Raw genomic sequence first — 26,927 nt, forward strand, 5'->3', positions numbered from 1 at the left:
ACTCAGTTGGCGTCGACGGCGGCCTTCACCAGCGGGACCATCATTTCCTGCTTCATCGCGGTCGGGCCGGTGTAGTTGACCAGCACCGGCACGTCGTTCGAGAGTTCGGCGGCCGCGAGCGTCGCGGTCTTGTTCTCGTCGACGTAGAAGATGGCGCCTTCGCCGACACCGGCGACGTCCGTCGCACCGGCCTTCGCCTTCTTCAGCGCCGCGATCATCTCGGCGGGCTTGATCTTGTTGCCCTCGAACCGGGTGATCGCGAGAGCGCCGATCTGCTTGCCGTTGAGGGAGAAGACGCAGGTCTTGGCCTTGCCACCGTTGGCGGCGTTGTCCTGCACCGGGCCCGGCGCCGACGTGACACCCTGCGCGGAGATCGCCTTCGAGACGGACTCGGCGGGCAGCAGCGCGCACGGTTCCTTCGCGCCGGCGCCACCGGTGGGGGCGGCCGAGGAACTCGGCGGGGCGGCCGAAGGAGCGGGAGCCTGGCTCGACGGCTTGGCCGCGTTGTCCGTCTTCTGATCCCCCGACGAACAGGCCGTGACGGTCGCGATGACTACGGCGAACAAGACGAACGCCCGTGAAATACGCATGCGCCCGACGATAGCCCCGGCGGCTCAGTCCGCCGGGGCCCGGTACCGCCAGAAGGTCGGGAGCAGCAGCGCCGCCCCGATGACCAGCACGATGACCAGCACTCCGCCGCCCGAGGCCGCGGCGGCGGTGCCCACCCCGGCGGCGGCCCAGCCGTGGGTGAGGTCGGCGATCCGCGGGCCGCCCGCGACGACGACGGTGAACACGCCCTGCAGCCGTCCGCGCATCTCGTCGGTGGTGGCGGTCTGCAGGATCGACATCCGGTAGATCGCGCTCACCATGTCGGCGGCCCCGGCGAGCGCCATGAAGAAGACGGCGAGCCACAGCGACTGCGCGAGACCGAAGCCGACGATGGCGGCGCCCCAGACACAGACCGAGATGATCACGCCGACACCCTGCTTGCTGATCCGGGTCAGCCAGCCGGAGAAGAGACCGATGAGCATGGCGCCCGCCGGGAGCGCGGCGTAGAGCCAGCCGAGCGCCGGGCCGCCGCCGGGCGGATCGCCGAAGGTGCGCTCGGCCATCTCCGGGATCAGCGCGCGCGGCATACCGGCGACCATCGCGATGATGTCGACGAGGAACGAGGCCAGCAGGATCTTCTGCGTCGCCAGATAGCGGAAGCCGTCGATGATGTCGCGGAGGCCGGCGCGCCGCGCGATCTCGCCGAGCGGCGGGATCGGGGGCAGCTTCCAGACCGCGATGAGCGTCAGGGTCAGCGCGATGACGTCGATCAGGTAGAGCGTCGAGAGGCCGAGGATCGGGATCAGCGAACCGGCGAGCAGCGGACCGAAGACCGCGCCGAAGGTGGCCATCGTGCTGCTCAGCGCGGTCGCGGGCGCGATCAGGTTGTCCGGCACCAGCCGGGCGACGACGGCGCCGCGGGTCGGCATGTTGACCGCGAAGAACGCCTGGTTGACCGCGAGCAGGACGAGGACGAGCCAGACCGAGCCGACGTTCAGGAACGCCTGGAGCCACAGCACCGCCGAGGTGACGGTGACCCCGACGTTGGTGACGATGAGGAGCTTGCGGCGGTCGACGGCGTCCGCGATGGCGCCGCCCCAAAGACCGAAAACGAGCAGCGGGACGAGAGCGACCAGACCGGTCAGGCCGACGTACGCGGAGGAGCCGGTGAGGTCGAAGACCTGTTTGGGGACCGCGACCGCGGTGAGCTGGGAGCCGACGGCGGTGACCGCGGTGGACATCCAGAGGCGGCGGAAGGCGGGGATCTTGAGCGGCCGGGTGTCGACGACGATCGAGCCGAACAGCTTCCGGACGCCTTTGCGCTGCTCAACCCCCACGTCGTCACTCACAACCGGATAGCTTAGCCGCGCTAACTAACCAACCGCGCGCGATTTTCGTCACCCGGAAGCGCGTGAAGGCCCCCTTCCCTCGGCTGAGTCGAGGGAAGGGGGCCTTCACGCGCAACAAAATTACGGCGCGACGCGGACGATCTGCCAGCCGTCGTCGGTGCGGGTGTAGCGGAGCCGGTCGTGCATGCGGTCTTCGCGGCCTTGCCAGAACTCGACGAAGTCGGGCCGGATGCGCCATCCGCCCCAGTGCGGCGGGAACGGGATGTTCTCGACGTCGGCGAAGCGGCGCTCGATGCCGTGAAGCGCGGTCTCGAGGGCGCGACGGCCGTCGACGACGCGGGACTGCGGCGATGCCCAGGCCCCGAGCTGCGAGCCGCGGGGGCGGGACGCCCAGTACTCGGCGGTCTCGGCGACGTTGACCTTCTCGACCTCGCCGCGCACGTGGACCTGACGCTGCAGCGCGTACCACGGGAAGGTGATCGACGCGTAGCGCGTGGCCGTCAGGTCGTGGCTCTTCGTGGACGTGTAGTTCGTGTAGAACACGACGCCGCGCTCGTCCAGCCCTTTGCACAGAACCGTGCGGGAGGACGGCCTGCCCTCCGGGTCGGCCGTGGCCAGCACCATGGCGTTCGGTTCGGCGATCCCGGCGGAGACGGCCTGGTTCAGCCAGTCCTGCAACTGGGCGGTCCAGGTCTCCGCCAGCGCGGACTCGTCGAAGGCCGCCCCTTCGTAAGCGACCCTCATTCCGGGCAGGCGCACGACAGCGTCGCCACCATCGACGTCGCTGTCCTTGATCTCCGGCATCATTCGCCAAACCTCCGTACCCGGTCGGGGCATTGTGACTTCGGCTTTGCCGCCGACGGTATTGCTTCGGAGGCGGCGGCGAAACCCACTGAACGGTGACTCCCGCCACGCCTGCTGGTCACCAGCGTGTAACCACTGGACAGCGAGCCGTCACCTGCCGGTCACCCGCCGGTCCCTGATCGATCAAGCGCGACCTGCCCGCCCGGCGCGTCCGGGCGGACCGCGGAATCGTACTCACCCGAAGATACGAGCCCCTCGGGAGAATCGCCGGAATAGGCGCACTTCCCGCGTCGCGAAATCACGGAATCGTCTTATGTCACATCGAATACGAGTCCGTTTTCGAATATTTTCGCGTGACATTCGGAAACCGCCCCGTCGTCCGTCGTCACCGAGGGCGCCCCGCCGGCGCGACCTAATTCTGTCATTCGATAGAAATTAGCTCCGGAGAACTGCGGGCGACACATATCCGCGCGGTGTGCCAGACGACCTGACCGTGAGACGCCACGAAGGCCACCCTCGGGAGGGTCGAAATCCCGACAGTGGCCTTCGCGCCTTCAAGATTGCGGAGTCAGTTCGAGACGGTGAACTCCGCGCGAACGATCCAGCCCCAGCAGTCGTACGTCGCCGCGTACCGGCCCGGCACCGTCCCCACAGGACCGCTCCCTCGCAACGCGACACCGATGCCTCCGGTACCGCCATCTCCCACTACCCGCAAGGGAATCGGGGCCGCGAGCCCGTCCGCGGTCAGCGTCGCCGCGAGCTCCCCCGCACCCGACGGGCGCAGGCAATAGATATCCGCGGTGACCGTCCCACCTGCGACGACGGTGTTCGGGCTGAGCGTCAGGCTCGACGGACGGGTCGCGTTCGCCTGCCCCGCCCCGAGCATGGTGGCCATCAACGCCGCCCCCGCGGCGAACAACACGGCCGAACGAAATTTCATCTTCTGTTCCCTCCCTGAATGCCGGTCGCGATTCACCGGCCAGAGGGAAGACGCGTGCCGCCGCGTCCCGGGTTGCCTCCCGGCGGGACACGGCCTTCCGGGTGGATTTAGCGGAATCTGACAGTAATCCGTGCAAGAGCTGATCATCACACTATGTAGACCTTGCGCCGCTCGATAGGATCGCCGCCGAGGGCAACGGGGTGATCACCTCTCTACAGAGTGTTCAGAGGTTCAAGAGTGGAGCGGCCGGGTGTGCGGGCGTTCCCCTCTCTATTGCCGGCAGTGCTTCCGCCAGGAGCATTCGACGCCGGTCGATCACTCCTGCGCCCGAGCCACCGGAACTACTCCCGTGTTACTCCCCTTCCCCAGGAGTGCGTTGTGATTTCCCGTTCCCGCCGTCTCATGACGGCGTTGTTGTGTGCCATTTCCTTGGCCGGTGTAACAGCCCTTTCGGCTTGTTCCGACACCAGCACGGCCGCTTCCGGCAACAAGATCACCCTCGGTTACAGCGCGTGGCCGGGCTGGTTCCCGTGGGCGGTGGCCCAGGAGAAGGGTCTCTTCGAGAAGAACGGCGTGAACGTCGACCTGAAGTGGTTCGACAGCTACACCGAGAGCATCAACGCACTCTCTTCCGGGGCGATCGACGCGAACAGCCAGACCCTCAACGACACGCTCGCCTCCGTCAGCGGTGGCGCGAAGCTGTCGGTGGTCCTGGTCAACGACAACTCGACCGGCAACGACAAGATCATCGCCCGCGAGGGCATCACTGGCGTCGCCGACCTCAAGGGCAAGAAGGTCGCCGTCGAGCAGGGCACCGTCGACCACTACCTCCTGCTGCTCGCGCTGCAGGAAGCGAAGCTGACCGAGAAGGACGTCGAGATCGTCCCGCTGCTGACCGACGCCGCCGCGGCCGCGTTCGTCGGCGAGCAGGTCGACGCCGTCGCCGCGTTCGCCCCCTTCACCACCACGGCGCTGGGCCGTCCCGGCAGCCGCGCGATCGCGACGTCCGCCGAGTTCCCCGGCGCCATCCCGGACCACCTGGCCGTCTCCGACAAGCTGTCGAAGGAGCGCAAGAAGGAGGTCCAGGGGCTGGTGAACACCTGGTTCGAGACGGTGGCCTGGATCAAGGCCAACAAGGACGAAGCCGTCCAGATCATGTCCAAGCGCGGCGCCGTGACCGTCGAGGACTACAAGAGCTACGACGCGGGCACCACGATCTTCACCAAGCAGCAGAACCTCGACGCGTTCACGCCGGGCGTCACCTCCGCCCACCTGAACTTCCAGGCCGGCAAGATCGCCGACTTCCTGGTGGCCAACGGGCTCGCCCAGAGCCGGCCCCCCATCGACGGCCTGTTCGACGACCAGTTCGTCAAGTCGGTGCCGTGAGCACCACGGACTCCGCGCGGCGGACAGCGCCCGCGGACGAGGCCGAAGCACGGCTCCTCGACGACGAGCAGCGGCTCGCCGACGCGCAGGAGAAGCGACGCCGGAGCGGCGCGCGACCGGACTGGTCGCCGCTGCCCCGGCGGGCGGGCCTCAAGGCAGGCGCCTCCCCGCTCTTCTCCCTCCGCACCCCGATTCCCGCGCGCTGGCGGTGGACGCTGGCGGTGCTGTCGTTCGCGATCCCGCTCCTGATCTGGGTGACGCTGAACGCGCTGGGCGTCGTCAACCCCACCTTCCTGCCGACGCCGGTCGCGGTGTTCGAAGCCGGCTTGAAGATGGCCGAGTCCGGCGAACTGTTCAGCGACCTCTGGGCCACCGCCCAGCGGGTGCTCATCGGCTTCGGGCTCGCGGTGCTCGTCTCGGTTCCGCTCGGCATCGTGATGGGGACGTTCAACGCCGGGCTGGCGCTGTTCGAACCGGTCATCGCGATGCTCCGCTACCTGCCGGCGAGCGCGTTCATCCCGCTGCTGATGATCTGGCTCGGCCTCGGCGAGCCGTCGAAGATCGCGGTCCTGTTCCTCGGGACGGTCTTCTTCAACACGCTGATGACGGCCGACGTCGTGCGCGGAGTCCCGCGTTCGCTGATCGACGTGTCCTACACGCTCGGTTCGCGGCGCGGTGAGGTGCTGCGCAAGGTGATCATCCCGCATTCGCTGCCCGGCATCATCGACGCGATCCGCGTCAACGCCGCGGCGGCGTGGAACTTCGTGGTGGTCGCCGAACTCATCAACGCCACCGCCGGGCTGGGCCTGCGCATCATGCGGGCCCAGCGGTTCACCCAGACCGACCGGATCTTCGCGCTCCTGATCGTGATCGGACTGCTGGGCCTGGTCATCGACATCGCGTTGCGGCAACTGCGGACCCGGGTCGGGAAGTGGGCGGTATGACCCTTCAGCTGAAAGCCATCGCCAAGGACTACACCGTCCGCGGCACGACCACCCGGGCGCTCGACGGGATCGACCTGGAGATCGCGCTCGGCGATTTCGTCTGCGTCGTCGGCGCGAGCGGGTCGGGCAAATCGACCCTGCTCTCACTGATCGCCGGGCTGACCCCGCCGTCCGAGGGCATGATCACCCTCGACGGCGACGCGGTGACCGGGCCGGGCCCGGATCGCGGGCTGGTGTTCCAGCACGGCGCGCTGTACCCGTGGCGCTCGGTGGAGCGCAACGTCGCGTTCGGACTCGAACTGCTGAGCCTGGACAAGGAAGAACGCGCACGCCGGGTGGACTGGTATCTCGAGGAGACCGGGCTCGCCGGGCTGCGGAAGTCGTTGCCCAAACAGCTTTCCGGTGGGCAGAAGCAGCGGGTCGCGATCGCGCGGGCGCTGGCGTGCGAGCCCGAAGTGCTCCTGCTCGACGAACCCTTCGGCGCGCTGGACGTCCAGACCAAAGAGGACATGCAGGTCCTGATCCGCCAGGTCTGGACCGACACCGGCACCACGGTGCTGATGGTGACCCACGACGTCGAAGAGGCGGTGTTCCTCGGGCGCCGGGTCGTGGTGCTGGCGTCCGACCCGGGCCGGGTCGCCGCCGACATCACCGTCGAACTGCCCGGCGAGCGCGACCTCTCGGTCAAGCGCACGCCGGAATTCCTGGCGCTTCGCGCGTCGATCGAAGACCTCGTCCGGGAACAGCACCGCGGACACGTCGGCCTGAGTTGACGGGAAAGGTGACCATGAGGCACGGGAAGACACGGCCGAAGCGCGCTTCCGGCTCCGGGTTTCTCGGCAGGCTCGGCATCCGGGGCAAGCTCAACCTGCTCCTGATGCTGCCGCTGACGGCGGTGGTCCTGGTGTCGGTGCCCTACGTCGCCGGGGAAATCGACGACGCGCGCTCCGCCCGCACCACGGCCGACGTCGCGTCGCAGGCCCGCGCGCTGGGAACACTGGCGTGGGAGCTGCAGCGGGAACGGCTGCTGACGGCGCACTACATCGCGTCGTCGTCGGCCGGCAGCGCCGCGATGCTCAAACAGCAGGGCGTCGTCTCCGAGACGGTGAACAAGGTCCGCTCGGAACTGACTTCCGACGCGCCCGAAGAACTTTCGGCCGCGCTCGTCCGGATCGGTTCGCTCGAAGAGATCCGGGCGAACGCGCTCCGGCGCGGCGCGTCACTGGACAGCGTGGCGCGGACCTACCACGCGGTGATCGACGCGGTCATCAACGCGCTTCGCCTGGTACCGCAGCAAACCAGTGACGCGGAGGGCACGCGGCAGCTCACCGCGCTCGACGCGCTGCTGCGCGCGAACGAGGAGAACTCGTTGCGCGGGATGGCGTTGATCATCGTGCTGGTGAGCCCGGAGTCGGGGGAGGCGGTACTGGCCGACTCGAAACAGCAGGCCTCGCTGTTCCTCGAACGGTTCGTGCAGCAGGCCGACGTCGACCAGGCCACGCAGGTGGTCCAGGTCGACCAGGGCGAGACGGGCCGCCGGGTCGACGCGCTCGAAGCCCGCCTCCCGGAGGCACGCACCCCGTTGGCCGTGCAGTCGCTGCTGCCGGACATCCTCGGCGCCGTCGAAGCCCAGTCGAACCAGCGACGGCTCGCCCAGGACCAGGTCACCACGGGTATCACCAACGCCGCGACCGAACGGGCCGACGCCGCGCAGAACCTGGCGTGGACCATCGGTATCGGCGCCGGTGTGCTGTTCCTGCTGGTCGGTGGTCTCGCCATCGCGGTCAGCCGGTCGATCGCGGATCCGCTGCGGAAGCTGACCACCGCGGCGACGTCGGTCGCCGACCTCGCGAGCACCGAACTGGTCCGGGTCACCGACACCGAGCAGGCCGAGGAACTCGCGCCGAGGCTCGCCACCATCGACGTGTCCTCACAGGACGAACTCGGGAAGCTCGCCGAGGCGTTCAACCGGGTCCAGGCCACCGCGGCCGAACTGGTGGAACGGCAGGCCGTCACGCGGCACAACGTCGGCCTGATGTTCGCCAACGTCGCGAAGCGCACGCAGAACCTGGTGGGCAGGCAGCTGGCGCTGGTCGACGAACTGGAACGCAACGAGCAGGACGTCACCCTCCTGGCCAGCCTCTACCGGCTCGACCACCTCTCCACCCGGCTGCGCCGGAACGCGGACAATCTCCTCGTCGTGTCGGGAAACCGGGACGAGGCCCGGATCTCCGGCCCGATCGAACTGTCCACCGCGCTGCGTTCGGCGCTCGCGGAGATCGAGGACTACCAACGGGTCCGCCTCGGCTCGGTCGGCGACGTCCTGCTGTCGTCACCGTTCGGTTCGGACCTCGTGCTGATCTTCGCCGAGCTGCTGGAGAACGCGACGTCGTTCTCCCCGCCGGAGTCCTTTGTGGACGTCGGCACGAAGGTACTGCACGACGGCTCCTGCCTGATCGTGATCGTGGACCAGGGCATCGGCATGACCGGCGCACGGCTCGCCGAGGAGAACCGGCGGCTGGTCGAACGCGAGCGGCTCGAACTGGCGCCGACCAGTGTGCTCGGCCTGTTCGTGGTCGGACGGCTCGCCCGGCGGCACGGGCTCAACGTCGAGCTGACCGAGACGGAACCGGGCGCCGGGATCACCGCGCGGATCATCGTCCCGCCGGGGCTGCTGACCTACCGGCCGCCGACACCGAAGATCGTCGAGGCGCCACCGATGTGGCCGACGGCGGAACCTGGCGACGAGCCGGCAGCGCGGCAACCCCAGCACCAACCCCAGCCGCAGGCTCCGGCTCAGCCGTGGGCGAAGACGTCCTCGCGTGAGCTGCCGACGCTGGCGATCGCCGGGATGGTCCCGCGCGACGGCCAGCCCCCCAGGGACTTCCGGTGGTTCCGCAAAGCCGACCGGGCGATTCCCGAGCCGGCACCGGCGCCCGCGCCCCTGCCCGAACCTGTGCCCGCGTACGAAATCCCCGCTCCCGCCGCGCCGACGCTGACCGCCGGTTCCGGTGAGACCCGCGGCGGGCTGCGGCGGCGGGTCAAGGGAGCACAACTGCCCGGCGCCCCCGAAGCGCCGGCACGTCAGAAGTCCCGGCATGATCCGGAGGCGGCCAAGGCGGCGTTCGACGGATTCGAAGCCGGGATCGCGAAGGCCACCGTTTCGCCGGACACCGCGTCTTCGATGAACACCGCGCCACCGCAAGCTCCGCCACCCCCGGCGAGCCCGCCGGCGGGCAACCCGATACCCATGCCCATGCCGACCCCAACGCCGGTACCCGCCGCCTCCCGCGGCGGCCTCACCCGGCGTGTCCCCGGCGCCCAGCTCGCGCCAGGTCTGGCGAAGGGGCCGAGTGCGCGCCTCCAGAACGCGCGAGCGACGCTGACCACCAAGCCCAAGGGCATGCGTGACCCCGAGGCCGAGCGTGCCGCGTTCGACGCCTTCAGTGACGGGTTGGAGAAAGCCGTCAACCCGGCGATGGAACAGAGAGAGAAGAGCAACACATGACGACCGGAGTCAGCGTCGAAGCCCGCAACTTCAACTGGTTGGTGACGCGCTTCGCGCAGAACACGGCGAGCGCGATGGGCGCGATCGCCGTCTCCGCGGACGGCCTGCTGATCGCGATGTCGTCCGAACTGGAACGCGCCAACGCCGACCGGCTGGCCGCGATCTGCTCGGCGATGCTGGGCCTGGCGCACGGCGTTTCCGAGAGCCACCCGCTCGGTTCACCCGACAAGATCATCATCGAACTGGAGCAGGGCTACCTGCTGGTCTGCACGATCAGCATCGGCTGCTCGCTCGGCGTGCTGGCCACCAAGCAGGCCAGCCTCGGCACGATCGCCTACGAGATGGCGATGTTCGCCAACCGGGCCACCGAAGTGCTCACCCCCGCGCTGATCGAAGAACTCAAGAAGAGCGTCGGCAGCTGAGGAGATGGGGAGATGACGGAATGAGCGACGACCAGGTGCCTCGGCCCCGCGGGGCCGAGCAGGACATCTCGCTGCTGCGCCCGTATCTGCTCACCGCCGGCCGCGCGCAGCCGGTCGACGGCACGCTCGAAATCGAGGCACAGGTGCTGACGAGCAGGCTGGGAGCGGCGTCCAACGCGAGGCTGACCTTCGAGCGGCGCGAGATCGTTTCCCTTTGCCGGGAAACGAAATCCGTCGCGGAAGTGGCGGCGATGCTCGGCCTGCACATCGGCGTGGCCAGAGTGCTGGTGGCCGATCTCGCCGCACTCGGCTACGTCGTCCTCCGGCGCCCCGCAGGTGCCTTCACCAAGGACCTCGGCATGATCGAAAGGGTCATTCGTGGACTCGAAGCAATTCGCTGAACCGGGGTCGGTCAAACCGCCGACACCGGTCAAGATCGTCATCGCCGGCGGATTCGGGGTCGGTAAGACGACCACCGTCGGGGCGATCTCGGAGATCAAACCCCTGACCACCGAGGCCGCGATGACCTCGACCGGTGCGGCCGTCGACGACGCCGGCGGTGACGTCCCGGCCAAGACCACGACGACGGTGGCGCTGGACTTCGGCTGCATCACCATCGACGACGAGGTGAAGCTGTACCTCTTCGGCACGCCGGGTCAGGACCGGTTCGGGTTCATGTGGCATGACCTCGTGCTGGGCGCGCTCGGTGCGCTGGTCATCGTCGACACCCGGCGGCTCGACGACTGCTACCCGGCCGTCGACTACTTCGAGAAGGCCGGACTGCCGTTCGTGGTCGGGGTGAACGTGTTCGACGGTTCCCTCAAGCACGACCTCGAAGACGTCCGCTGGGCGCTCGCGGTGAGCGAGGACGTCCCGCTGATCACCTTCGACGCGCGGCAGAAGCTGTCGGTCCGGGACGCGCTGCTGGCCGTCCTGCACAACACCTTCCGGCGAGCGTCCGCCGTCTCGTAACGCGTTTCGTCCTCTAGTTGCGGTACTTGCGCGTGCAACTACCGCCATTAGTCCTCTACTTGCATGAACGAAAACCCGCGCGTCAAGCGCCCACGCAAGTAGAGGACTAATGGCGGTAGTTCAGGGTGAGTGCCCCACGCAAGTAGAGGACTAATTGCGGGTCAGGCGGGGCGGGTGATGGCGGCGAGCATCAGGGCACGGAGTTCGGCGGCGACGTCGGCGACGGGCAGCGGTGGCACGTGCGCCTGCCACTCGCGCAGCAGCCCGGTCGCCGCGCCGACGAGCGCGATCGCGGTCAGGCGGTAGTCACGATCCGGCGCGACGCCGTGCAGGGCGGCGTGCCGGGCCTCCGTCTCGATGAACGTGGCCCACCGGTCGACCCACTCCTGGTGCTGCGCCTCCAACGCCGCGCTGACGCCGACGGCTTCGACGTAGTTCAGCCGCGGCATCCGCGGATCCGACGTCACCGTGTCGACGAAGACGTCCAGCAAGGTCGCGATCCGGGTGACCGCGTCGGCGTCCTCAAGACGCGCCAGCGTGCCGGTGACGTGCTCCAACGCGAGGGCGTTGATGCTCTCGTGCAGGGTGAGCAGCACTTGCTCCTTGCCCTCGAACTCCTCGTAGAAGTTCCGTGTCGAGACACCTGCGCGCGTACACAACTCAGTGATCTTCGCTTGCTGGTAGCCCGTTGAGGTGAACAGGTCCAGGGCCGCCAGGAGCAGGCGTTCACGCCGTTCGGCGCGTCGCTGCTCCGGCGCCACCCCGCCATAGGTGCGGGCCACTCGTCCTCCCCCAATGCGGTAACAGGGATTGCCAGATGCTACCAAGACCGCCTACATTGCGAAAATCTAAATTACCAAACTGGAGGCAACGGTGCTTCGGACAGTTCTGGTCTCAGCCCTCGCGGCCGCAGCCTTGATAGGCGCGCCCGCCGCGCAAGCGGCGCCGAGTGCGCCCGGGGACCTCGTCGAATCCAAGTCGGTCATCGCCACGGCCCCGGCGAAGGCATGGAAACTCCTCTACCGCTCGACCTCGGCGACCGGGCAGCCGAACACGGTGTCGGGCATCCTGCTGGTCCCGCACACGCCGTGGACGAAGGGGCCGCGCCCGCTGGTCAGCTACGCCGTCGGCACCCACGGCCTCGGCGACCGCTGCGCCCCGTCGACCCGGCTGACGAACGGGTCCGAGAACGAAGTCCTCCTGATGAGCCAAGCGCTCTCTCGGGGCTGGGCCGTTGTCGTCACCGACTACGAAGGCCTCGGCACACCGGGCACGCACACCTACGCCGTCGGGCAGTCCGAAGGCCGGGCCGTCCTCGACGCCGCCCGTGCCGCCGCGAACGTTCCCGGCGCGGGCCTGTCCAAGACCGGTCCGGTCGGCGTTTTCGGCTACTCGCAAGGTGGTCAGGCCGCGGCGTTCGCGGGCGAACTGCAACCGTCCTACGCACCCGACGTCAACCTGGTCGGGGTCGCGGAAGGCGGTGTCCCGGCGGATCTGAACGCTGTCCTGAAGTTCAACGACGGCGGGGCGGCGTTCGGCCTGGTACTCGGTGCCGCCGTCGGCCAGTCGACGGCCTACCCCGAACTGCCGTTCGCCGAGGTGCTGAACGAGCGGGGCAAGAAGGCCGTCGCGAAGGTCAAGGAAGCGTGCACCGTCGAACTCGGTGCGGCGGCGCCTTTCGCGCGGCTCAACGACTTCACCACCGTGCCGAACGTTTCCTCCGACCCGCGCTGGCAGGCCCGGCTCGCGGAGAACCTCGCCGGTCAGACCAAACCGGGCGCGCCGGTCTACCTGTACCACGCGTCGCTGGACGAACTGATCCCGCTGGGCGTCGGCAAGGGCCTGCGTGACCGCTACCGCGCACTCGGCGCCGACGTCACCTGGCAGGAATTCCCGCTGCTGGAGCACATCGGCGGCGTCTCGGTCGGCGGTCCGGTCGCGATGACCTGGCTGGGCACCAAGTTCTAGCCTCAGTCCGTCCGTGAAGGCCTCCTTGAGGGACTCTGAGTCCCTCAAGGAGGCCTTCACGGACTTTCGAAGGGCTTCAGCGCGGTGACGGCGTCGGGGGCCAGTGACGTCGTGAGGGTGCCACCGGCGGCCAGCGGCGTCCTCGACCACCACTCACCGGACGCCGCGGGAACCGAGGGGCCGCCCACCACCAGGTCGGTCGCCAGAACCCGGCGCCCGGCCAGATGCGCGAGGCTGGAGTCCAAAGTGGAGTCTCCGATCTCCAACGTCTGGCGCAGTACTGGCACTTCGCCCCGCGTTACCTGCTGTGTCGTCACCAAGGACCCCGGCCGTTCGCCGGCCCGCCCCAGGACGAGCACCTCCCGCGTGTGCAGGTAAGCGTCGGCTGCCAGAGACGCCTTGAACACCGCGCGGTGCCGGGCGCGGGCGGTCACCACGGTCGGCTCCGGCAGGTACTCCAGCGACCCGCCGCCATCCACCTCGATGTCCACTTCGGACACGCTTTCCTCGCCGTGCAAGCCGGGAAGCGCGATGGTCGCCGCGACTCCGGAAAGCCGCAGCGAGGCACCCCGCCCGACGCGGATGGTCAGCTTCAGTTCGTCGCCGCCCAAAGGAGACGTCGCCGAGTTGACCAGGTGCACCACGGCCGTCCGGCCGGTGCCCCGTTTGGGAAGCAGCGTGAGCGGCGCCATCGAGCGCAGTTCACGCAGTACGGTCCGGCCGCCTTCGAAACAGGCTGCCAGCCGCGCGTGCGCCTTCACCCCGCGCGGACCGGGAGCAACGAGCGGACCCAGTCCGCGACGGCGGGCGCGTTCGGGGTGTCCACAAGGGACTGTGTGATCACCGGCAGCTCACCTCGCATCCGGTGCGCGTCCGAGGTCATCACGTCCATGTCCGCGCCGACCAGATGCGCGATGTCGATCTTGTTGATCACCAGCAGATCCGCCGTCGTCACGCCAGGGCCACCCTTGCGCGGCACCTTGTCTCCGCCCGCGACGTCGACCACGAAGACCTGGCTGTCGGCCAGCCCCCGGCTGAACACCGCCGTCAGGTTGTCCCCGCCGCTCTCGATGATCACCAGATCCAGCCCGGGGAAACGCTCCTCCAGCAGTTCGACGGCGTCGAGGTTCGCGGTGATGTCGTCGCGGATCGCGGTATGCGGGCACGCGCCGGTCTGCACGGCCTCGATCCGCTCCGGGTCGAGCACCCCGGCCGTGCGCAGGAAGTCCGCGTCCTCGGTGGTGTAGATGTCGTTGGTGACGACGGCGAGGTTCACCTCGTCGCCGAGCGCCCGGCACAACGCCGCGGTAAGCGCGGTCTTCCCGCTGCCCACCGGCCCGCCGATCCCGATCCGGTACGCGCGGCCCGCGGTCGGCGCCGGTTCGTAGTGATCGGGTTCCGCCGCGGTCGGGTCGAAGTTGACCGGGTGGACGTGACCGTGTCCGTGACCATGCTCAACTGGCAAAGAGACGCACCTCTTCCTTGTGGTGCCGGGCGTGTGCCTCGGCGAACAGATCGAGCGCCGGAGACCCGGGCGCCGGGAGTCCGGCCGGGTCGTCGCCCGCGACCTCGGCGGCCCGCAGGGAAACGTCCCGCACTTCGAGGGAAAGCCTTGCCACGACGGCATTCACGGCGAACGGGTCCAGCCCGAGCAGCCGGACCGCCGCGCTCGCCGGACCACTGATCGCGAGGTAGGCCACCGCCATCGCGGCGTCGAACGGCGACCCGCCGGCGACACCGACCAAGGCGCCGAGGATCACCGGATGGTGCGGCCGTGGCGTTTCCTTGAGCAGCGCGGAAAGCATTGACGAGGGCCAAGCCGCTTTGCCCGCTCTGGCGGTACCCCGGCCTTGCGCGCGTGACGCCTCCCGCTGCGCGAGCGACGGCGTCCGCGCGTCGAGTTCGGCGTCGAGCAGCCGCCAGTGTCCACTCCGGACACCTCGCGCGGCCGCGTGCGCCGAGGCGGCGGCGAACACGGCGGCCAGCGAACCCGCGGTCCGCAACCGGCCGGAGAGGAATCCGGGCAGGTCGCGTTCGTGGGTGACCAGCTTGCGGGCGATGACTTCTTCGAGCCCGCCGGAGTGGACGTGACCGCCCCCGGGGAACCGGGAGTCGGCGAGGATCAGCGCGGAGAGGTCCATCAGAACAGAAAGTACTTTTGCGCCATGGGAAGTTCGGTCACCGGCCGAGGTTCGATCAGCTCGCCGTCGACGTGCACGGCGAAACTGTCCGGCTCCACCCGGATGTCCGGCAAGGCGTCGTTGAGCACCATGTCCGCCTTGGTCCGCGAGCGGGTGTTCGCGATCGGCACCAGTTTCCGGGCGATGCCGAACCGCTCGGCGACCCCGTTGTCGATCGCTTCCGGTGCCACGAAATGGAAGCTGCTCGCGGCGGCGACCGAGGGTGCCGCGCCGAACATCGGCCGCGCGAGCACCGGTTGCGGTGTCGGGATGGACGCGTTCGCGTCGCCCATCGCCGCCCACGCCGGGAATCCGCCCTTCAGCACGACATGCGGCCGGACCCCGAAGAACTTCGGCTCCCACAGCACGAGATCGGCGAGTTTCCCGATCTCCACCGAGCCGATCTCGTGGTCCATCCCGTGCGCGATCGCGGGATTGATCGTGTATTTGGCGACATAGCGACGGGCCCGCAGGTTATCGGCCGCGCCGTCGCCGGGCAGGGAGCCACGCCGTCTCTTCATCACGTGCGCGGTCTGCCAGGTCCGGATGATGACTTCGCCGATCCGGCCCATCGCCTGCGAATCCGAGCTCATCATGGAGATCGCGCCGAGGTCGTGCAGCACGTCCTCGGCCGCGATGGTCGTCGGCCGGATCCGGCTTTCCGCGAACGCCAGATCCTCCGGCACGGACGGATTCAGGTGGTGGCAGACGACGAGCATGTCGAGGTGCTCGTCGAGGGTGTTCGCGGTGTGCGGTCGCGTCGGGTTCGTCGACGACGGCAGGATGTTGGCCAGCCCGGCGACCTGGATGATGTCCGGTGCGTGCCCGCCGCCGGCGCCTTCGGTGTGGTACGCGTTGATCGAGCGGCCGCGAATGGCGTCCACAGTGGACTCCAGAAAGCCGGCCTCGTTCAGCGTGTCGGTGTGGATCGCCACCTGGACACCGGATTCGTCGGCCACCGTGAGGCAGGCGTCGATCGCGGCGGGCGTGGTCCCCCAGTCCTCGTGCAGTTTGAACCCGCCCGCGCCGGCCGCCAGTTGCTCGCGCAGCGCCTCGTGCCGGACGGTGTTCCCCTTGCCCAGCAACAGGACGTTGACCGGCTGGCCGTCCATCGCCTGCAGCATCCGGCCGAGGTTCCAGGCGCCGGGCGTGACCGTGGTGGCCTTGCTGCCTTCGACCGGGCCGGTACCGCCGCCGACCAGCGTGGTGAGCCCGGACGCGAGCGCGGTGTCGGTCAGCTGCGGGCAGATGAAGTGGACGTGGCAGTCGATCCCGCCCGCGGTGAGGATCTTCCCGTTGCCGGACAGCACTTCCGTCGACGGTCCGACGACCAGAGCCGGATCGACGCCGTCCATCGTGTCCGGGTTGCCCGCCTTGCCGATACCGACGATCCGGCCGTCACGGACGCCGACGTCGGCCTTGACGATGCCCCAGTGGTCCAGGATCACCGCGCCGGTGATGATCAGGTCGGGCGCGCCTTCGGCCCGGGTCGCCATCCCCTGGCCCATGGATTCGCGGATCACCTTGCCGCCGCCGAACAGCACCTCGTCACCGCTGCCGGACGGCCCCATGCTGCGGTCTTCGGTGACCTCGAGGAGCAGATCGGTGTCCGCCAGGCGGATCCGGTCACCGGTGGTCGGGCCGAAGAGTTCGGCGTAACGCTCACGGTCGATCGACGGCATCAGGACTCCTTGCGCAATCCCGGCACTCGCTTGTTTCCAGCGAGCGGAACGAGGTCGACTTCGCGTTCGACGCCCGGTTCGAACCGCACGGACGTCCCGGCGGGCACGTCGAGGCGGTGTCCGCGCGCGGCTTCACGGTCGAATTCGAGGCCCGGATTGACCGCCGCGAAATGGTAGTGCGAACCGACCTGGACGGGCCGGTCGCCGAGGTTCCGCACGAGCAGCCGGACCCGCGGCCTGCCGGGATTCAGCTCGACCGGCTCCTCGCCGGTGATGATCTCTCCTGGGCGCACTCGCAGCCCTTTCTAGACGATCGGGTCGTGCACGGTGACGAGCTTCGTGCCGTCGGGGAAAGTCGCTTCGACCTGGACCGAATCGACCATTTCCGGCACGCCGTCCAGCACTTGTGCCCGGGAGAGCACCGAGCGCCCGCTGGAGACGAGGTCGCTCACCGTCCGGCCGTCGCGGGCACCTTCGAGAACGTGATCGGTGATCAGCGCGACCGCCTCGGGGTAGTTCAGGACGACCCCGCGCTCCAGGCGTTTGCGGGCGACGTCCGCCGCGACGTGGATGAGCAGTTTGTCCCGCTCCTGGGGGCTCAGGTGCATGAGAAAGGTCTATCACGCCGAAACCCGGTGGCGCCGGTTCTCGAAACACAGGATTTACCTGCAGACCGGTACACGCAAAGTGAACGCCGCCGTAACTCTTCGCGTACGAAGGCCGTTTTCACTGAATCGTTCTCGTAATCGTGACCGAAACCACCACATCTTTCGATTGCCCCCGGCCCCGACGTGGAGCAAAGTTTGTCCATCCGTGCGATGAGGCGCGCCTACGCTGCGTGTATCCAGTCCACGTGTGAAACACAAAGCCGGGGAATGCGCATCGAAAGGTTTCACCACAGTGAGTGCCTCCACGATCAGCACCAATCAGCCGTCCGACCAGGTCGACGACGGTTTCCGACCGGGTCTCGAAGGCGTGGTCGCCTTCCGGACCGAAATCGCCGAGCCCGACCGTGACGGTGGCGCTCTGCGTTATCGCGGCGTCGACATCGAGGACCTCGCCGGCAAGGTGACCTTCGGTGACGTCTGGGGTCTTCTCGTCGACGGCCAGTTCGGCCACGGTCTTCCGCCCGCCGAGCCGTTCCCGCTGCCGGTGCACACTGGCGACGTTCGGGTCGACGTCCAAGCCGCGCTCGCCATGCTCGCCCCCATCTGGGGTTACCGGCCGCTGCTCGACATCAGCGACGAAGAGGCGCGCGACCAGCTGGCCCGCGCTTCGGTGATGGCGCTTTCCTACGTCGCCCAGTCGGCTCGTGGCATCGGGCAGCCCGCCGTCCCGCAGACCCGGGTCGACGAGGCGAAGTCGATCACCGAGCGCTTCATGGTCCGCTGGCGCGGCGAGCCCGACCCGGCCCACGTCAAGGCCATCGACGCCTACTGGGTCTCGGCCGCCGAGCACGGTCTCAACGCGTCGACCTTCACCGCCCGCGTCATCGCCTCGACCGGCGCCGACGTCGCCGCGGCGATGTCCGGCGCGATCGGCGCGATGTCCGGCCCGCTGCACGGCGGCGCGCCGGCGCGGGTGCTGCCGATGATCGAAGAGGTCGAGAAGACCGGCGACGCCTCCGGCCTGGTCAAGGGCATCCTGGACCGCAAGGAACGCATGATGGGCTTCGGTCACCGCGTGTACCGCGCGGAGGACCCGCGGGCGCGCGTGCTGCGCCGGACCTGCCGGGAGCTCGGCGCGGCGCGCTACGAGGCGGCCGCGGAATTGGAGCAGGTGGCGCTGAAAGAGCTGCGCGAGCGGCGTCCGGACCACCCGATCGAGACCAACGTCGAGTTCTGGGCGGCCGTGATCCTGGACTTCGCCCAGGTACCGCCGCACATGATGCCGGCGATGTTCAGCTCGGCCCGCACCGCCGGCTGGGCCGCGCACATCCTGGAGCAGAAGAAGACCGGACGCCTCGTGCGCCCCTCGGCCAAGTACGTCGGTCCCGAGCCGCGCCGGCCGGAAGAGGTCGAAGGCTGGGACTTGGTCGCGAAGCGGGACTAGCGCGTCGTGCTATGAAAGACTCGTTACTTGCAAATTTTGCAAGTAACGAGTCTTTCATAGCATCTGGGCGACCGAAGAATCGTGCGTCGCGGTCGTGGCGAGCATGGCCGTCAGCTGGTCGACCAGCCAGCCGTCGAGGACCTCACGAGGCACGGCACGCTCCTGAAGCCAGCTCAGCAACGCCCCCTCGACCACGGCGGTCCAGCACCGCAAGGTCAGCAGCAGCATGGGCGAAGGCTCCGACACACCCAGCGCGTCGAGGATCAGCTCGACGGCGCGGTTGCGGACCTCGTCGATCGCCGCGTCCGTCTCCGAAGTCGCGATCACCGAACCACTGCGCAGCAAGGCGACGTAGCCCGCGCGATAGTTGTCGGCGACGTCGATCAGCCCGCGGACAGCGGCCCGAAGCCGCGCCTCGGGCGGGCCCTCTTCGAGCCCGGCCAAGCCGTCGATGAGTCCTTCGGTGACCGTCTTCAGCGCCTCGACCTGCAGCTCACGCAGGCTTGAGAAGTACCGGTAGAACAGCGGCCGCGAGACCTCCGCGCGCGCGATGATGTCGTCGACCGTGACGAGTTCGGGCGCACGTGAGCCGAACAGGTCCAGCGCGGCGCGGATCAGGTCCTCGCGGCGCGCCTGGGGCGACATCCGGCGAGGGCGTCTGGCGGAAGTCACGGGGTGACGTCCAGTTTCGCCGCGGCCCGCAGCAGTCCAGGGGTGAGCCGGGAGAGGACGAGCGCGGCCTTGGCCTCCGGGGTCGACGGCTGGATCGCCTTGTCCTTCTCGACCGCGCGCAGGATGTCACGCGCGACCTTCTCCGGGCCGAAACCGCGTTTCGCGTACAGCTTGCTGCTCGACTTCTGGCGCCGCTTCTGTTCGACGTCGTCGACGCCCACGAACCGGGTGGTGCTGGTGATGTTGGTGTTCACGATGCCGGGGCAGATCGCGGTGACGCCGATGTTCTCGGCGGCGAGTTCCGCGCGCAGGCACACGCTCAGTGTCAGCACGGCGGATTTCGTGGTGGCGTAGGCGGAAAGGATCTTCGACGGCAGGTACGCCGCGGCCGAGGCGACGTTCACGATCTGACCGCCTTCGGCCCGCTCGCGCATCTGCTCGGCGAAGACGCGGCAACCGTGGATGACACCCCACAGGTTCACGTCGATGAGGCGTTCCCAATCCTTGACCGAAGTGTCGAGGAACGGGCCGGACAGGCCGATCCCCGCGTTGTTCACGACGATGTCCGGGACCCCGAACTCTTCCTTGACCTGCTGGGCGAACTTCTCGACCGCCTCGGCGTCGGAAGAGTCCACTGTGTACTCGCCGACGGTGACACCCTTGTTCCGCAGTAGTTTCGCGGTGTCCGCGGCGGCCGAACCGTTGATGTCGGTGATGACGACGTCGGCGCCCTTGGCGGCGAACGCGAGCGCGGTCTCCCGCCCGATGCCGCTGCCGGCGCCGGTGACCACGACGAGTTTGTGCGCGAATCCGCCGGACCGCGCCCGCTTGAGCGCGCGGCTCTCCTCGCCGCCTTCGACGTGGTCGATCAGTTCGGCCGTGGCCGCCGCGATCACCTGCGGCTTTTCCCGCGGAACCCAGTGCGTGCCGGCGATCCGGCGGACACGGAGATCCGGGGCCCAGCGCTCGACCTCGGCCTGCAGCGGAGTGGTGACGAACTTGTCGCCGGTAGGCGCGAGCACCTGCACCGGGATCTCGGCCTTCCGCGGCTGCGGGCGGGAGAGCCGGGTGAACATGTTGGCGCGGTAGAGATTGAGACCGTAGAGGCCGTCCGAAGTGGACGGAGCCGCGGCGGCCGGATCCATCCTGCCGATGAGCCTGCCCATCACCCCGGTGCGCCACAACAGCTGCGGGATCAAGGGAATCTGGAAGCCGAGGATGTACGTCGAGTGCGACCCCTGCGCGAGCGCGTTCTTGAGCCGCTTCGGGTTCGGGCGCAGCTGCGCGCGGAACCACGCGCCGGCGTGATCGAGGCTCGGCCCGGAGATCGACGTGAACGACGCGAGCCGTCCGCGCAGCTGATCGCCGGTGACGGCGTGCCAGGTCTGGATGGAGCCCCAGTCGTGCGCGAGCAGGTGGACCTTGCCCTCGGGCTGGACCTCGTCGACCACCGAAGCGAGGTCCCTGGACAGCTGGTCCAGTTTGTAGGACCCGCGTCCCGAAGGCTTGTCCGAGCGACCCGCGCCGCGGACGTCGTAGACGACGACCCGGTAGCGGGGTTCGAGCAGGGCGGCGACGCCGTCCCACATCGAGCCGTTGTCCGGGTAACCGTGGACGAGCACCACCGTGGGCGCGTCGTCGACACCGGTCACCCGGACCGAGAGGCGGACACCGTCGCTGGCCGTCACCCACGTATGAGACATATTGTCATGTTAGACAACATGTCAATAAGGGCGCTTCTTCAGTACCTCGCGGCCCAGCGTCCACGCGGTGTCGATCACGAAGACGAACGTCCAGATCCGGCCGGTGTTCAACAGCCAGTGACCACTCGAGTTCCAGTACCAGCCGGCGTCGTGCGCCCCGCCGAAGAGCGCCTCGACCGGCCAGCTGTACCCGGCCATCGCCAGGGCCGCCTGCGCGAGGACGAATACCACGGCGTGGGTCGCCCAGTTTCGGAGCGGCTTCGCCCGCTTGTTCGCCCCGGTCTTCACCGGTTCGGCGTCTTGCGAAACCTCCACGACCTCCTTCGAGGCCGGTTTTTCCTTTTGTGACGGCGTTTTCGCTGGTTCCACGGGAAACTCCGCAACTCCGACGCGCCGGACCGCGCCACGAACCACCAGCGATCCGAAGAGGAGAAGCGCCGCCGCGCCGAAGCACGCGATGCGCCAGCCGGAGTCCGAACCGTAGAGCTGGCCCGCTAGGAACGTCCCGATCGTCGCTCCGAGTAACGTCGCGCTCTCGTAGATCCCCATCGCCCGGCCGAGGCTCAGCCCGGCCGCTTCGGCGACCACGGCCTGCTCCACCGGGATGGCCGCCGCGAACGCCGCCGCGGACAGGATCCACATGACCGCGAGCGCCCACGGGCTGGGCGCGAACGACAGCCCGGCCGCGAAGATCGCGCTCGCGACCATCGCCAGGCCGAGCACCCGCGTCCGGCCGACCTTGCGGACGAACCCGTGCAGGTAGTCCGGCAGGAAGCTGTACACGATGAACCCGGGGATGAACACGGCGGCGATCTCGCCGAGTTTCAGCTGGTGCCCGCGTTGCAGATGCATCAGGAGCAGGAGTGCGACCCCGGCCTCGGCCATCGCCGTCAGCGCGACGAGCGCGAGCATCGGGCGCATCCGCTTGCTCAACTGCAGCAGGCGCGGCGAGTCCACTTCGCGCACCTGCACGGATTTCGCGTTCAGCAGCACCACGGCCGCGGCCACGCAGGCAGCCGCGCCGAGCCAGAACACACCCCGATAGTCGATCCAGTTGATCGCGGTCATGGCGACCACGAACGCGATCCACGTGCCGCCGCCCTCGGCCGCGAACAGTTTGCTGAACGCGCCGTCGTCCTTTGCGAGCCCTTCCCCCACGCGGGCTCGCAAGGCGACCCAGAACAGCGCGCCGCCCGCACCCCCGAGAACCGCCGCGACATAGGCGACCTCGATACCCGGCGTCACCGCGTAGATCACAAAGGACAGTCCATAGAGGACGGCTCCGACCGCGGCGATCCGGCTCCGGTCGTACCGGTCCGCGAGCGATCCCGCGATCGGCCGCACCACGAACGACACCAGCGTCTCGAGTGCGGTGAGCGCACCGACCGCGGCTGCGGACGCACCGAGCTGACTCCCGACCCACAGCGGCAGGAGGAAGTCGAGTACCTCCGCCGGCCCCTTCGCCAACGCCGCGGCGAGCAGGCTCTCCTCCGACCGCCGCTTTCGGGCGACTTCGTCCATCGCACTACCCCCCTTTTTCGAATACGAACGTATTCTAAAGACGTCAGCCAGGCCGGGAGTCCTCCGAAAGTAGGATGCGTCAGTGCCGAAGATCGTGGACCGGGCCGAACGCCGCCGGGAGATCGCCGGTGCCCTCTTGCGCATCGTCGCGCGCGAAGGGGTCGAGGCCGTCAGCGTGCGCTCGGTCGCCGGGGAAGCCGGGGTGTCCGCGGGCGCGGTGCAGAAGTACTTCTCCACCAAGGAAGAACTGTTCCGCTTCGCCCTCGACCTGACCAGCGAGTTCCTGGAACAGCGATGGAAGACGATCGACCGGTCCGGCAACCTGCTGGACCTGTTGCTGCGCCTGCTGACCGAGGCGATGCCGCTCGACGAGCAGCGCCGTGCCGAGGTGATCGTGGTCAACGCCTTCACCGCCCGCGCCGCCGTCCGGCCGTCGTGGGCCGAGTTCATTCGCACGGGTTATGACGACATGCACGAGCTCACGACGCAGTACATCGAAGCGGCCCAGACCGAGGGGCACGTCCGCGAAGACCTCCCTGCCGGCGACCTGGCCGCCGCCGTCCTCGCCCTGACGGACGGCTTCGCGAACCGGATGCTCACGTCGGCCGACCCGGCCGCCCTGCTCCCGTCCCTGAACACCGCCGTACGCACCCTTCTCGCTCCCTGACCCCTCCGCGTCTCGTCCTCTAGTTGCGGTAGTTGCGCGTGCATGGACCGCAACTAGAGGACGAAACGCGGAGGGGCGGTGACCCGGGTGTCCGTCGATCGGTGGACAACCGGGTTCAGTCCAGCGGACGTCCCGGAACAGGGGTCCGCCGGAGCACGATCGACGTATGAAGACAGCAGTCAAGGTCCGCGGGTTACGCAAGGAGTACCCCGGCCACACCGCAGTCCAGGGCATCGACCTCGACATCGAGCAGGGCGAGGTGTTCGCGCTGCTCGGCCCCAACGGCGCGGGCAAGTCGACGACGGTGGAGATCCTGGAGGGTCACCGGAAACGCACGGCCGGCGAGGTCGACGTCCTCGGCGAGGACCCCGGCAGCGCGAGCCGCGCCTGGAGGTCGCGGCTCGGGATCGTGCTGCAGACGGCCAACGACTCCGCCGAGCTCACCGTGACGGAGACCGTCCGGCACTTCGCCCGGTACTACCCGAACCCGTGTGACGTCGACGAAATCATCGAGAAGGTCGGCCTCACCGAGAAGGCGGGCGCACGCGTCAAGAGCCTGTCCGGCGGACAGCGTCGCCGGGTCGACGTCGCGCTCGGCATCATCGGACGGCCCGAGCTGGTGTTCCTCGACGAGCCCACCACGGGATTCGACCCCGAAGCGCGCCGCCAGTTCTGGGCGCTGATCCAGAGCCTCGCCGACGACGGCACCACGATCCTGCTCACCACCCACTACCTGGACGAGGCCGAGGCGCTGGCCGACCGTGTCGCGGTGATCGCCCGCGGCCGGATCGTCGCCGAGGGCACGCCGCAGACGCTGGGCGGCCGCGCGACCGCGGAGGCCACTGTCCGCTGGGCCGACGAATTCGGCGAGCACCAGGAGCGGACCCACTTCCCGGCCAAGCTCGTCCGCGACATTTCCGCCGATGGTCGCGAGCCCTCGGAACTGACCGTGCACCGGCCCACCCTCGAAGACACCTATCTCGACCTGATCGGAGAAGCCCGATGACGACGCTGACCCACCCGGGCAAACTCCCGAGCACCCTCTCCCTCGGCCTCATCCGGGGCTCCGCCGAACTACGGCAGTTCTTCCGCATCCGGGAACAGGTGATCTTCACCTTCGCCTTCCCGTCCCTGCTGATGGTCCTGCTGGGCTCGATGCTCAACTCGTCGATGCCGGGCACGGCGATCACCACCGGCCAGGTGCTGGCCGCGGGCATGATCGGCTCGGGCATCGTCTCGACGTCGTTCAACAGCATCGGCATCGGCATCGCGGCCGACCGCGAAACCGGGGCGCTGAAACGGTTACGCGGCACGCCGATGCCCGCCGCGTCCTACTTCATCGGCAAGATCATCCTGGTGGGCGTTTCGAGCGTCGCCCAGGTGGTGCTGATGTCGATCGTCGGCATGCTGCTGTTCGACCTGACACTGCCCACCGATCCGGTGAAGCTGCTGACCGCGCTGTGGGTCTTCCTGCTCGGCATCACCAGTTGCACGCTGCTGGGCATCGCGCTCAGCTCGGCGACCAAATCCGTCAGCGGCGCCGTCGCGGTGATGAACCTGATCTACATCTCGATGCAGTTCATCTCCGGGGTGTTCGTCACGCCCATCACCGCACTGCCGAAGGTTATGGTCACCATCGCCTCCTTCTTCCCGGTGAAGTGGATCTGCCAGGGCTTCCGCTCGGTGTTCCTGCCGGCGGAGGCGGCGACACAGGAGATGGCGGGTACATGGGAACTTCCGATGGTGGCCTTGGTGCTGACGGCGTGGTGCGTGGCGGGCCTGGCGCTGGCGAAGCTGACGTTCCGCTGGTCGAACGAAAGCAAATGAACGCCTGGGAGCGCTCCTTTTGGCTTTGGGAGGTCCTGTTCGGGATCACCTACGTCGCGACGACCGCTCTGGTGATCTTCGAAGACGGGGAACCCGCGAACAAGGCGATCGCCGTCGCGTGCCTCACCGGTATCGGCGTGGCCTACCTCGTCCGAGGACGCCGTCTCATCAAGGGGCGCGAGGACTTCGAGACACCTTGGCCGTTCATCGCGACCACGATGATCCTGCTGACGGGGGCCGTCTTCGCCGCGGGCAACTCGAGTTTCATCCTGTTCCTGGTCTGTCCGTTGCTCTACATGACGATGTCGACGAAGGCGGCCTCGATCGTCACCACGGCGGCGGTGCTGCTGAGCCCGGCGTCCTTGCTCCTCCGGGGCGGGATCGACGAACAGCCGGTCCTGCTGCCGATGACCGCGATCCTGATCATCTTCAGCATCCTCGCCGGGCGCTACACCACGCAGATCATCACCGAGAGCAAGGCGCGGGCCGCGTTGATCGAACAGCTGGAAGCCAGCCAGGCGGAGGTTTCCCGGCTCTCCCGGGAAGCGGGGACGGCCGCCGAGCGCGAGCGGATGGCCCGTGAGATCCACGACACGCTCGCGCAGGGTTTCACCAGCATCGTCACACTCACCCAGGCCATCGAGTCCGAAATGGACACCGATCCGAAGGCGGCTCGCCGTCACCTGGAACTGGCGGCGAGGACGGCGCGGGAGAACCTGGCCGAGGCGCGGGCGATCGTCGCGGCGGAGAAACCGTCGGCGCTCGCGTCCGGTTCGCTGGAGGAGGCCTTGCGGCGTCAGGCCGAGCGTCTCGACGAGGAGGCGGGGATCGCGACGACCTTCGAGGTCGCCGGGCCGCTGCCCGCGCTGCCGATGGCCGCGGAGGTCGTCCTGCTCCGCGGAGCGCAGGAGGCGTTGAGCAACATCCGCAAACATTCGCACGCCACCAGGGTTTCGCTGCGTTTGTCCGTTGAGGACGGACATGTCCGGCTCAGCGTGATCGACGACGGCGCCGGGTTCGACCCGGCCGAGCCCACCGGCGGGTTCGGCCTGGCGGGGATGCGGACGCGGGCCGGCCAGGTGGATGGCATCGTGAACCTGAAGAGCGAACCCGGTGCGGGGACGACAGTCGAACTGGAGGTGCCCGCGTGATCACGATCATGCTGGTCGACGATCACCCCGTGGTGCGGGAAGGGCTGCGCGGCATGCTGGAGGCCGAACCGGACCTCAGCGTCATCGGGGAAGCCGGCTCCGGCGACGAAGCCGTCGCGCTGAGCCGGGTCAAGCAGCCGGACGTGATCCTGATGGACCTGCGGATGCCCGGGCTGGACGGGGTCGGCGCGACCCGGAAGATCCTCGCCGACCGGCCGGGACAACGGGTCGTCGTGCTCACCACGTACGAGACGGACGCGGACATCCTGCGCGCGGTCGAGGCCGGCGCTTCCGGCTACCTGCTCAAGGACGCTTCCCGCACGGAGCTCGCCGGAGCGATCCGGGCGGCGTCGCGCGGCGAGACGGTCTTGGCGCCTTCCGTCGCGGGAAAACTGGTGAACCAGGTGCGCAATCCGACGCCGTCGCCGTTGTCGGCGCGCGAGATCGAGGTGCTGCGACTGGTGGCCCAGGGAAGCACGAACGCCGACATCGGGCGTGCGCTCCACATCAGCGAGGCCACGGTCAAGACGCACCTGCTGCGGACGTTCGGCAAACTGGACGTTTCGGACCGGACGGCCGCCGTGACCACCGCCATGCGGCTGGGCCTGCTGGGGTAGGCAGAATGCATCC

At 68.6% G+C, this 26,927-nt stretch carries 28 protein-coding genes; 14 read left to right on the forward strand and 14 right to left on the reverse strand.

What is annotated here, in order from left to right; translation table 11 throughout:
• Nucleotides 1-2: 2 nt before the first annotated feature.
• From ACLJRL_RS08615 to ACLJRL_RS08630, 4 genes are all read right to left on the reverse strand, one after another.
• A complete protein-coding gene (locus ACLJRL_RS08615) occupies nt 3-590 on the reverse strand; it encodes a DUF3558 domain-containing protein (protein WP_410655544.1) in 588 nt (195 codons plus the stop codon).
• A 24-nt stretch (nt 591-614) separates the two neighbouring features.
• A complete protein-coding gene (locus ACLJRL_RS08620; protein WP_410655545.1) occupies nt 615-1,898 on the reverse strand; it encodes an MFS transporter in 1,284 nt (427 codons plus the stop codon).
• Between the two features lie 120 nt (nt 1,899-2,018).
• Entirely contained in the window at nt 2,019-2,705 is a 687-nt protein-coding gene (gene pdxH, locus ACLJRL_RS08625; RefSeq protein ID WP_410655546.1) for a pyridoxamine 5'-phosphate oxidase, read from the reverse strand.
• Between the two features lie 565 nt (nt 2,706-3,270).
• Nucleotides 3,271-3,642: a hypothetical protein gene (locus tag ACLJRL_RS08630; protein ID WP_410655547.1), complete on the reverse strand. Its 372-nt coding sequence runs from the start codon at nt 3,640-3,642 to the stop codon at nt 3,271-3,273.
• Nucleotides 3,643-4,020: 378 nt separating this feature from the next.
• Here ACLJRL_RS08630 and ACLJRL_RS08635 point away from each other — a divergent pair, with 378 nt between their 5' ends.
• The 7 genes from ACLJRL_RS08635 to ACLJRL_RS08665 are packed head-to-tail and all read left to right on the forward strand — an operon-like array spanning nt 4,021 to nt 10,874.
• Nucleotides 4,021-5,028: an ABC transporter substrate-binding protein gene (locus ACLJRL_RS08635; protein WP_410655548.1), complete on the forward strand. Its 1,008-nt coding sequence runs from the start codon at nt 4,021-4,023 to the stop codon at nt 5,026-5,028.
• Complete coding sequence (locus ACLJRL_RS08640; RefSeq protein ID WP_410655549.1) at nt 5,025-5,972, forward strand: ABC transporter permease; 948 nt, start codon at nt 5,025-5,027, stop codon at nt 5,970-5,972. Before ACLJRL_RS08635 ends, ACLJRL_RS08640 begins: the two co-directional genes overlap by 4 nt.
• Nucleotides 5,969-6,745 (forward strand): ABC transporter ATP-binding protein, encoded by a 777-nt coding sequence (locus tag ACLJRL_RS08645; RefSeq protein WP_410655550.1) that lies wholly within the window; start codon nt 5,969-5,971, stop codon nt 6,743-6,745. Before ACLJRL_RS08640 ends, ACLJRL_RS08645 begins: the two co-directional genes overlap by 4 nt.
• A gap of 14 nt (nt 6,746-6,759) precedes the next feature.
• Nucleotides 6,760-9,480 carry a nitrate- and nitrite sensing domain-containing protein gene (locus ACLJRL_RS08650; protein ID WP_410655551.1) on the forward strand — a complete coding sequence of 907 codons (2,721 nt, stop codon included), beginning with the start codon at nt 6,760-6,762 and terminating at the stop codon, nt 9,478-9,480.
• Nucleotides 9,477-9,902: a roadblock/LC7 domain-containing protein gene (locus tag ACLJRL_RS08655; protein ID WP_005156032.1), complete on the forward strand. Its 426-nt coding sequence runs from the start codon at nt 9,477-9,479 to the stop codon at nt 9,900-9,902. The genes ACLJRL_RS08650 and ACLJRL_RS08655 overlap by 4 nt, the downstream gene beginning before the upstream one ends.
• Before the next feature lie 20 nt (nt 9,903-9,922).
• Entirely contained in the window at nt 9,923-10,303 is a 381-nt protein-coding gene (locus ACLJRL_RS08660) for a DUF742 domain-containing protein (protein WP_410655552.1), read from the forward strand.
• On the forward strand, nt 10,281-10,874 hold the full coding sequence (locus ACLJRL_RS08665; RefSeq protein ID WP_410655553.1) for a GTP-binding protein: 594 nt from the start codon (nt 10,281-10,283) through the stop codon (nt 10,872-10,874). Before ACLJRL_RS08660 ends, ACLJRL_RS08665 begins: the two co-directional genes overlap by 23 nt.
• Before the next feature lie 161 nt (nt 10,875-11,035).
• On the opposite strand, the gene ACLJRL_RS08670 is transcribed toward ACLJRL_RS08665, so the two are convergent.
• Nucleotides 11,036-11,656, reverse strand: coding sequence for a TetR/AcrR family transcriptional regulator (locus tag ACLJRL_RS08670; protein WP_410655554.1), 621 nt, complete (start codon nt 11,654-11,656; stop codon nt 11,036-11,038).
• A 91-nt stretch (nt 11,657-11,747) separates the two neighbouring features.
• Here ACLJRL_RS08670 and ACLJRL_RS08675 point away from each other — a divergent pair, with 91 nt between their 5' ends.
• Entirely contained in the window at nt 11,748-12,842 is a 1,095-nt protein-coding gene (locus tag ACLJRL_RS08675) for a lipase family protein (protein ID WP_410655555.1), read from the forward strand.
• A gap of 56 nt (nt 12,843-12,898) precedes the next feature.
• On the opposite strand, the gene ACLJRL_RS08680 is transcribed toward ACLJRL_RS08675, so the two are convergent.
• Genes ACLJRL_RS08680 through ACLJRL_RS08705 form a run of 6 tightly spaced genes read right to left on the reverse strand, consistent with a single transcriptional unit; the run spans nt 12,899 to nt 17,312 of the window.
• Nucleotides 12,899-13,603 carry an urease accessory protein UreD gene (locus tag ACLJRL_RS08680; protein ID WP_410655556.1) on the reverse strand — a complete coding sequence of 235 codons (705 nt, stop codon included), beginning with the start codon at nt 13,601-13,603 and terminating at the stop codon, nt 12,899-12,901.
• Entirely contained in the window at nt 13,600-14,307 is a 708-nt protein-coding gene (ureG, locus tag ACLJRL_RS08685; protein ID WP_410655557.1) for an urease accessory protein UreG, read from the reverse strand. Before ureG ends, ACLJRL_RS08680 begins: the two co-directional genes overlap by 4 nt.
• A complete protein-coding gene (locus ACLJRL_RS08690) occupies nt 14,297-14,983 on the reverse strand; it encodes an urease accessory protein UreF (protein WP_410655558.1) in 687 nt (228 codons plus the stop codon). Before ACLJRL_RS08690 ends, ureG begins: the two co-directional genes overlap by 11 nt.
• Complete coding sequence (locus tag ACLJRL_RS08695) at nt 14,983-16,704, reverse strand: urease subunit alpha (protein ID WP_410655559.1); 1,722 nt, start codon at nt 16,702-16,704, stop codon at nt 14,983-14,985. Before ACLJRL_RS08695 ends, ACLJRL_RS08690 begins: the two co-directional genes overlap by 1 nt.
• Nucleotides 16,704-16,997 (reverse strand): urease subunit beta, encoded by a 294-nt coding sequence (locus tag ACLJRL_RS08700; RefSeq protein WP_410655560.1) that lies wholly within the window; start codon nt 16,995-16,997, stop codon nt 16,704-16,706. Before ACLJRL_RS08700 ends, ACLJRL_RS08695 begins: the two co-directional genes overlap by 1 nt.
• A 12-nt stretch (nt 16,998-17,009) precedes the next feature.
• On the reverse strand, nt 17,010-17,312 hold the full coding sequence (locus ACLJRL_RS08705; RefSeq protein ID WP_410655561.1) for an urease subunit gamma: 303 nt from the start codon (nt 17,310-17,312) through the stop codon (nt 17,010-17,012).
• A gap of 292 nt (nt 17,313-17,604) precedes the next feature.
• On the opposite strand from ACLJRL_RS08705, the gene ACLJRL_RS08710 reads away from it, so the two are divergent.
• Nucleotides 17,605-18,756 (forward strand): citrate synthase 2, encoded by a 1,152-nt coding sequence (locus tag ACLJRL_RS08710; protein WP_410655562.1) that lies wholly within the window; start codon nt 17,605-17,607, stop codon nt 18,754-18,756.
• Between the two features lie 54 nt (nt 18,757-18,810).
• Here ACLJRL_RS08710 and ACLJRL_RS08715 read toward each other — a convergent pair whose 3' ends face one another.
• From ACLJRL_RS08715 to ACLJRL_RS08725, 3 genes are read right to left on the reverse strand one after another with little or no spacing between them, the layout of a single operon-like run.
• Nucleotides 18,811-19,401 (reverse strand): TetR/AcrR family transcriptional regulator, encoded by a 591-nt coding sequence (locus ACLJRL_RS08715; RefSeq protein ID WP_410655563.1) that lies wholly within the window; start codon nt 19,399-19,401, stop codon nt 18,811-18,813.
• A 23-nt stretch (nt 19,402-19,424) separates the two neighbouring features.
• A complete protein-coding gene (locus ACLJRL_RS08720) occupies nt 19,425-21,116 on the reverse strand; it encodes an SDR family oxidoreductase (protein ID WP_410656153.1) in 1,692 nt (563 codons plus the stop codon).
• A gap of 36 nt (nt 21,117-21,152) precedes the next feature.
• Complete coding sequence (locus tag ACLJRL_RS08725) at nt 21,153-22,652, reverse strand: MFS transporter (protein WP_410655564.1); 1,500 nt, start codon at nt 22,650-22,652, stop codon at nt 21,153-21,155.
• Nucleotides 22,653-22,734: 82 nt separating this feature from the next.
• On the opposite strand from ACLJRL_RS08725, the gene ACLJRL_RS08730 reads away from it, so the two are divergent.
• From ACLJRL_RS08730 to ACLJRL_RS08750, 5 genes are all read left to right on the forward strand, one after another.
• Nucleotides 22,735-23,319 carry a TetR/AcrR family transcriptional regulator gene (locus tag ACLJRL_RS08730; RefSeq protein WP_410655565.1) on the forward strand — a complete coding sequence of 195 codons (585 nt, stop codon included), beginning with the start codon at nt 22,735-22,737 and terminating at the stop codon, nt 23,317-23,319.
• A 166-nt stretch (nt 23,320-23,485) separates the two neighbouring features.
• On the forward strand, nt 23,486-24,325 hold the full coding sequence (locus tag ACLJRL_RS08735; protein WP_410655566.1) for an ABC transporter ATP-binding protein: 840 nt from the start codon (nt 23,486-23,488) through the stop codon (nt 24,323-24,325).
• Nucleotides 24,322-25,146 (forward strand): ABC transporter permease, encoded by an 825-nt coding sequence (locus ACLJRL_RS08740; protein ID WP_410655567.1) that lies wholly within the window; start codon nt 24,322-24,324, stop codon nt 25,144-25,146. Before ACLJRL_RS08735 ends, ACLJRL_RS08740 begins: the two co-directional genes overlap by 4 nt.
• Nucleotides 25,143-26,297 carry a sensor histidine kinase gene (locus ACLJRL_RS08745; RefSeq protein WP_410655568.1) on the forward strand — a complete coding sequence of 385 codons (1,155 nt, stop codon included), beginning with the start codon at nt 25,143-25,145 and terminating at the stop codon, nt 26,295-26,297. The genes ACLJRL_RS08740 and ACLJRL_RS08745 overlap by 4 nt, the downstream gene beginning before the upstream one ends.
• On the forward strand, nt 26,294-26,914 hold the full coding sequence (locus ACLJRL_RS08750; RefSeq protein ID WP_410655569.1) for a response regulator: 621 nt from the start codon (nt 26,294-26,296) through the stop codon (nt 26,912-26,914). The genes ACLJRL_RS08745 and ACLJRL_RS08750 overlap by 4 nt, the downstream gene beginning before the upstream one ends.
• Nucleotides 26,915-26,927: the final 13 nt, after the last annotated feature.

Origin of the sequence: Amycolatopsis sp. lyj-112, from assembly GCF_046549055.1 — a bacterium.
Classification (GTDB): Bacteria; Actinomycetota; Actinomycetes; order Mycobacteriales; family Pseudonocardiaceae; genus Amycolatopsis.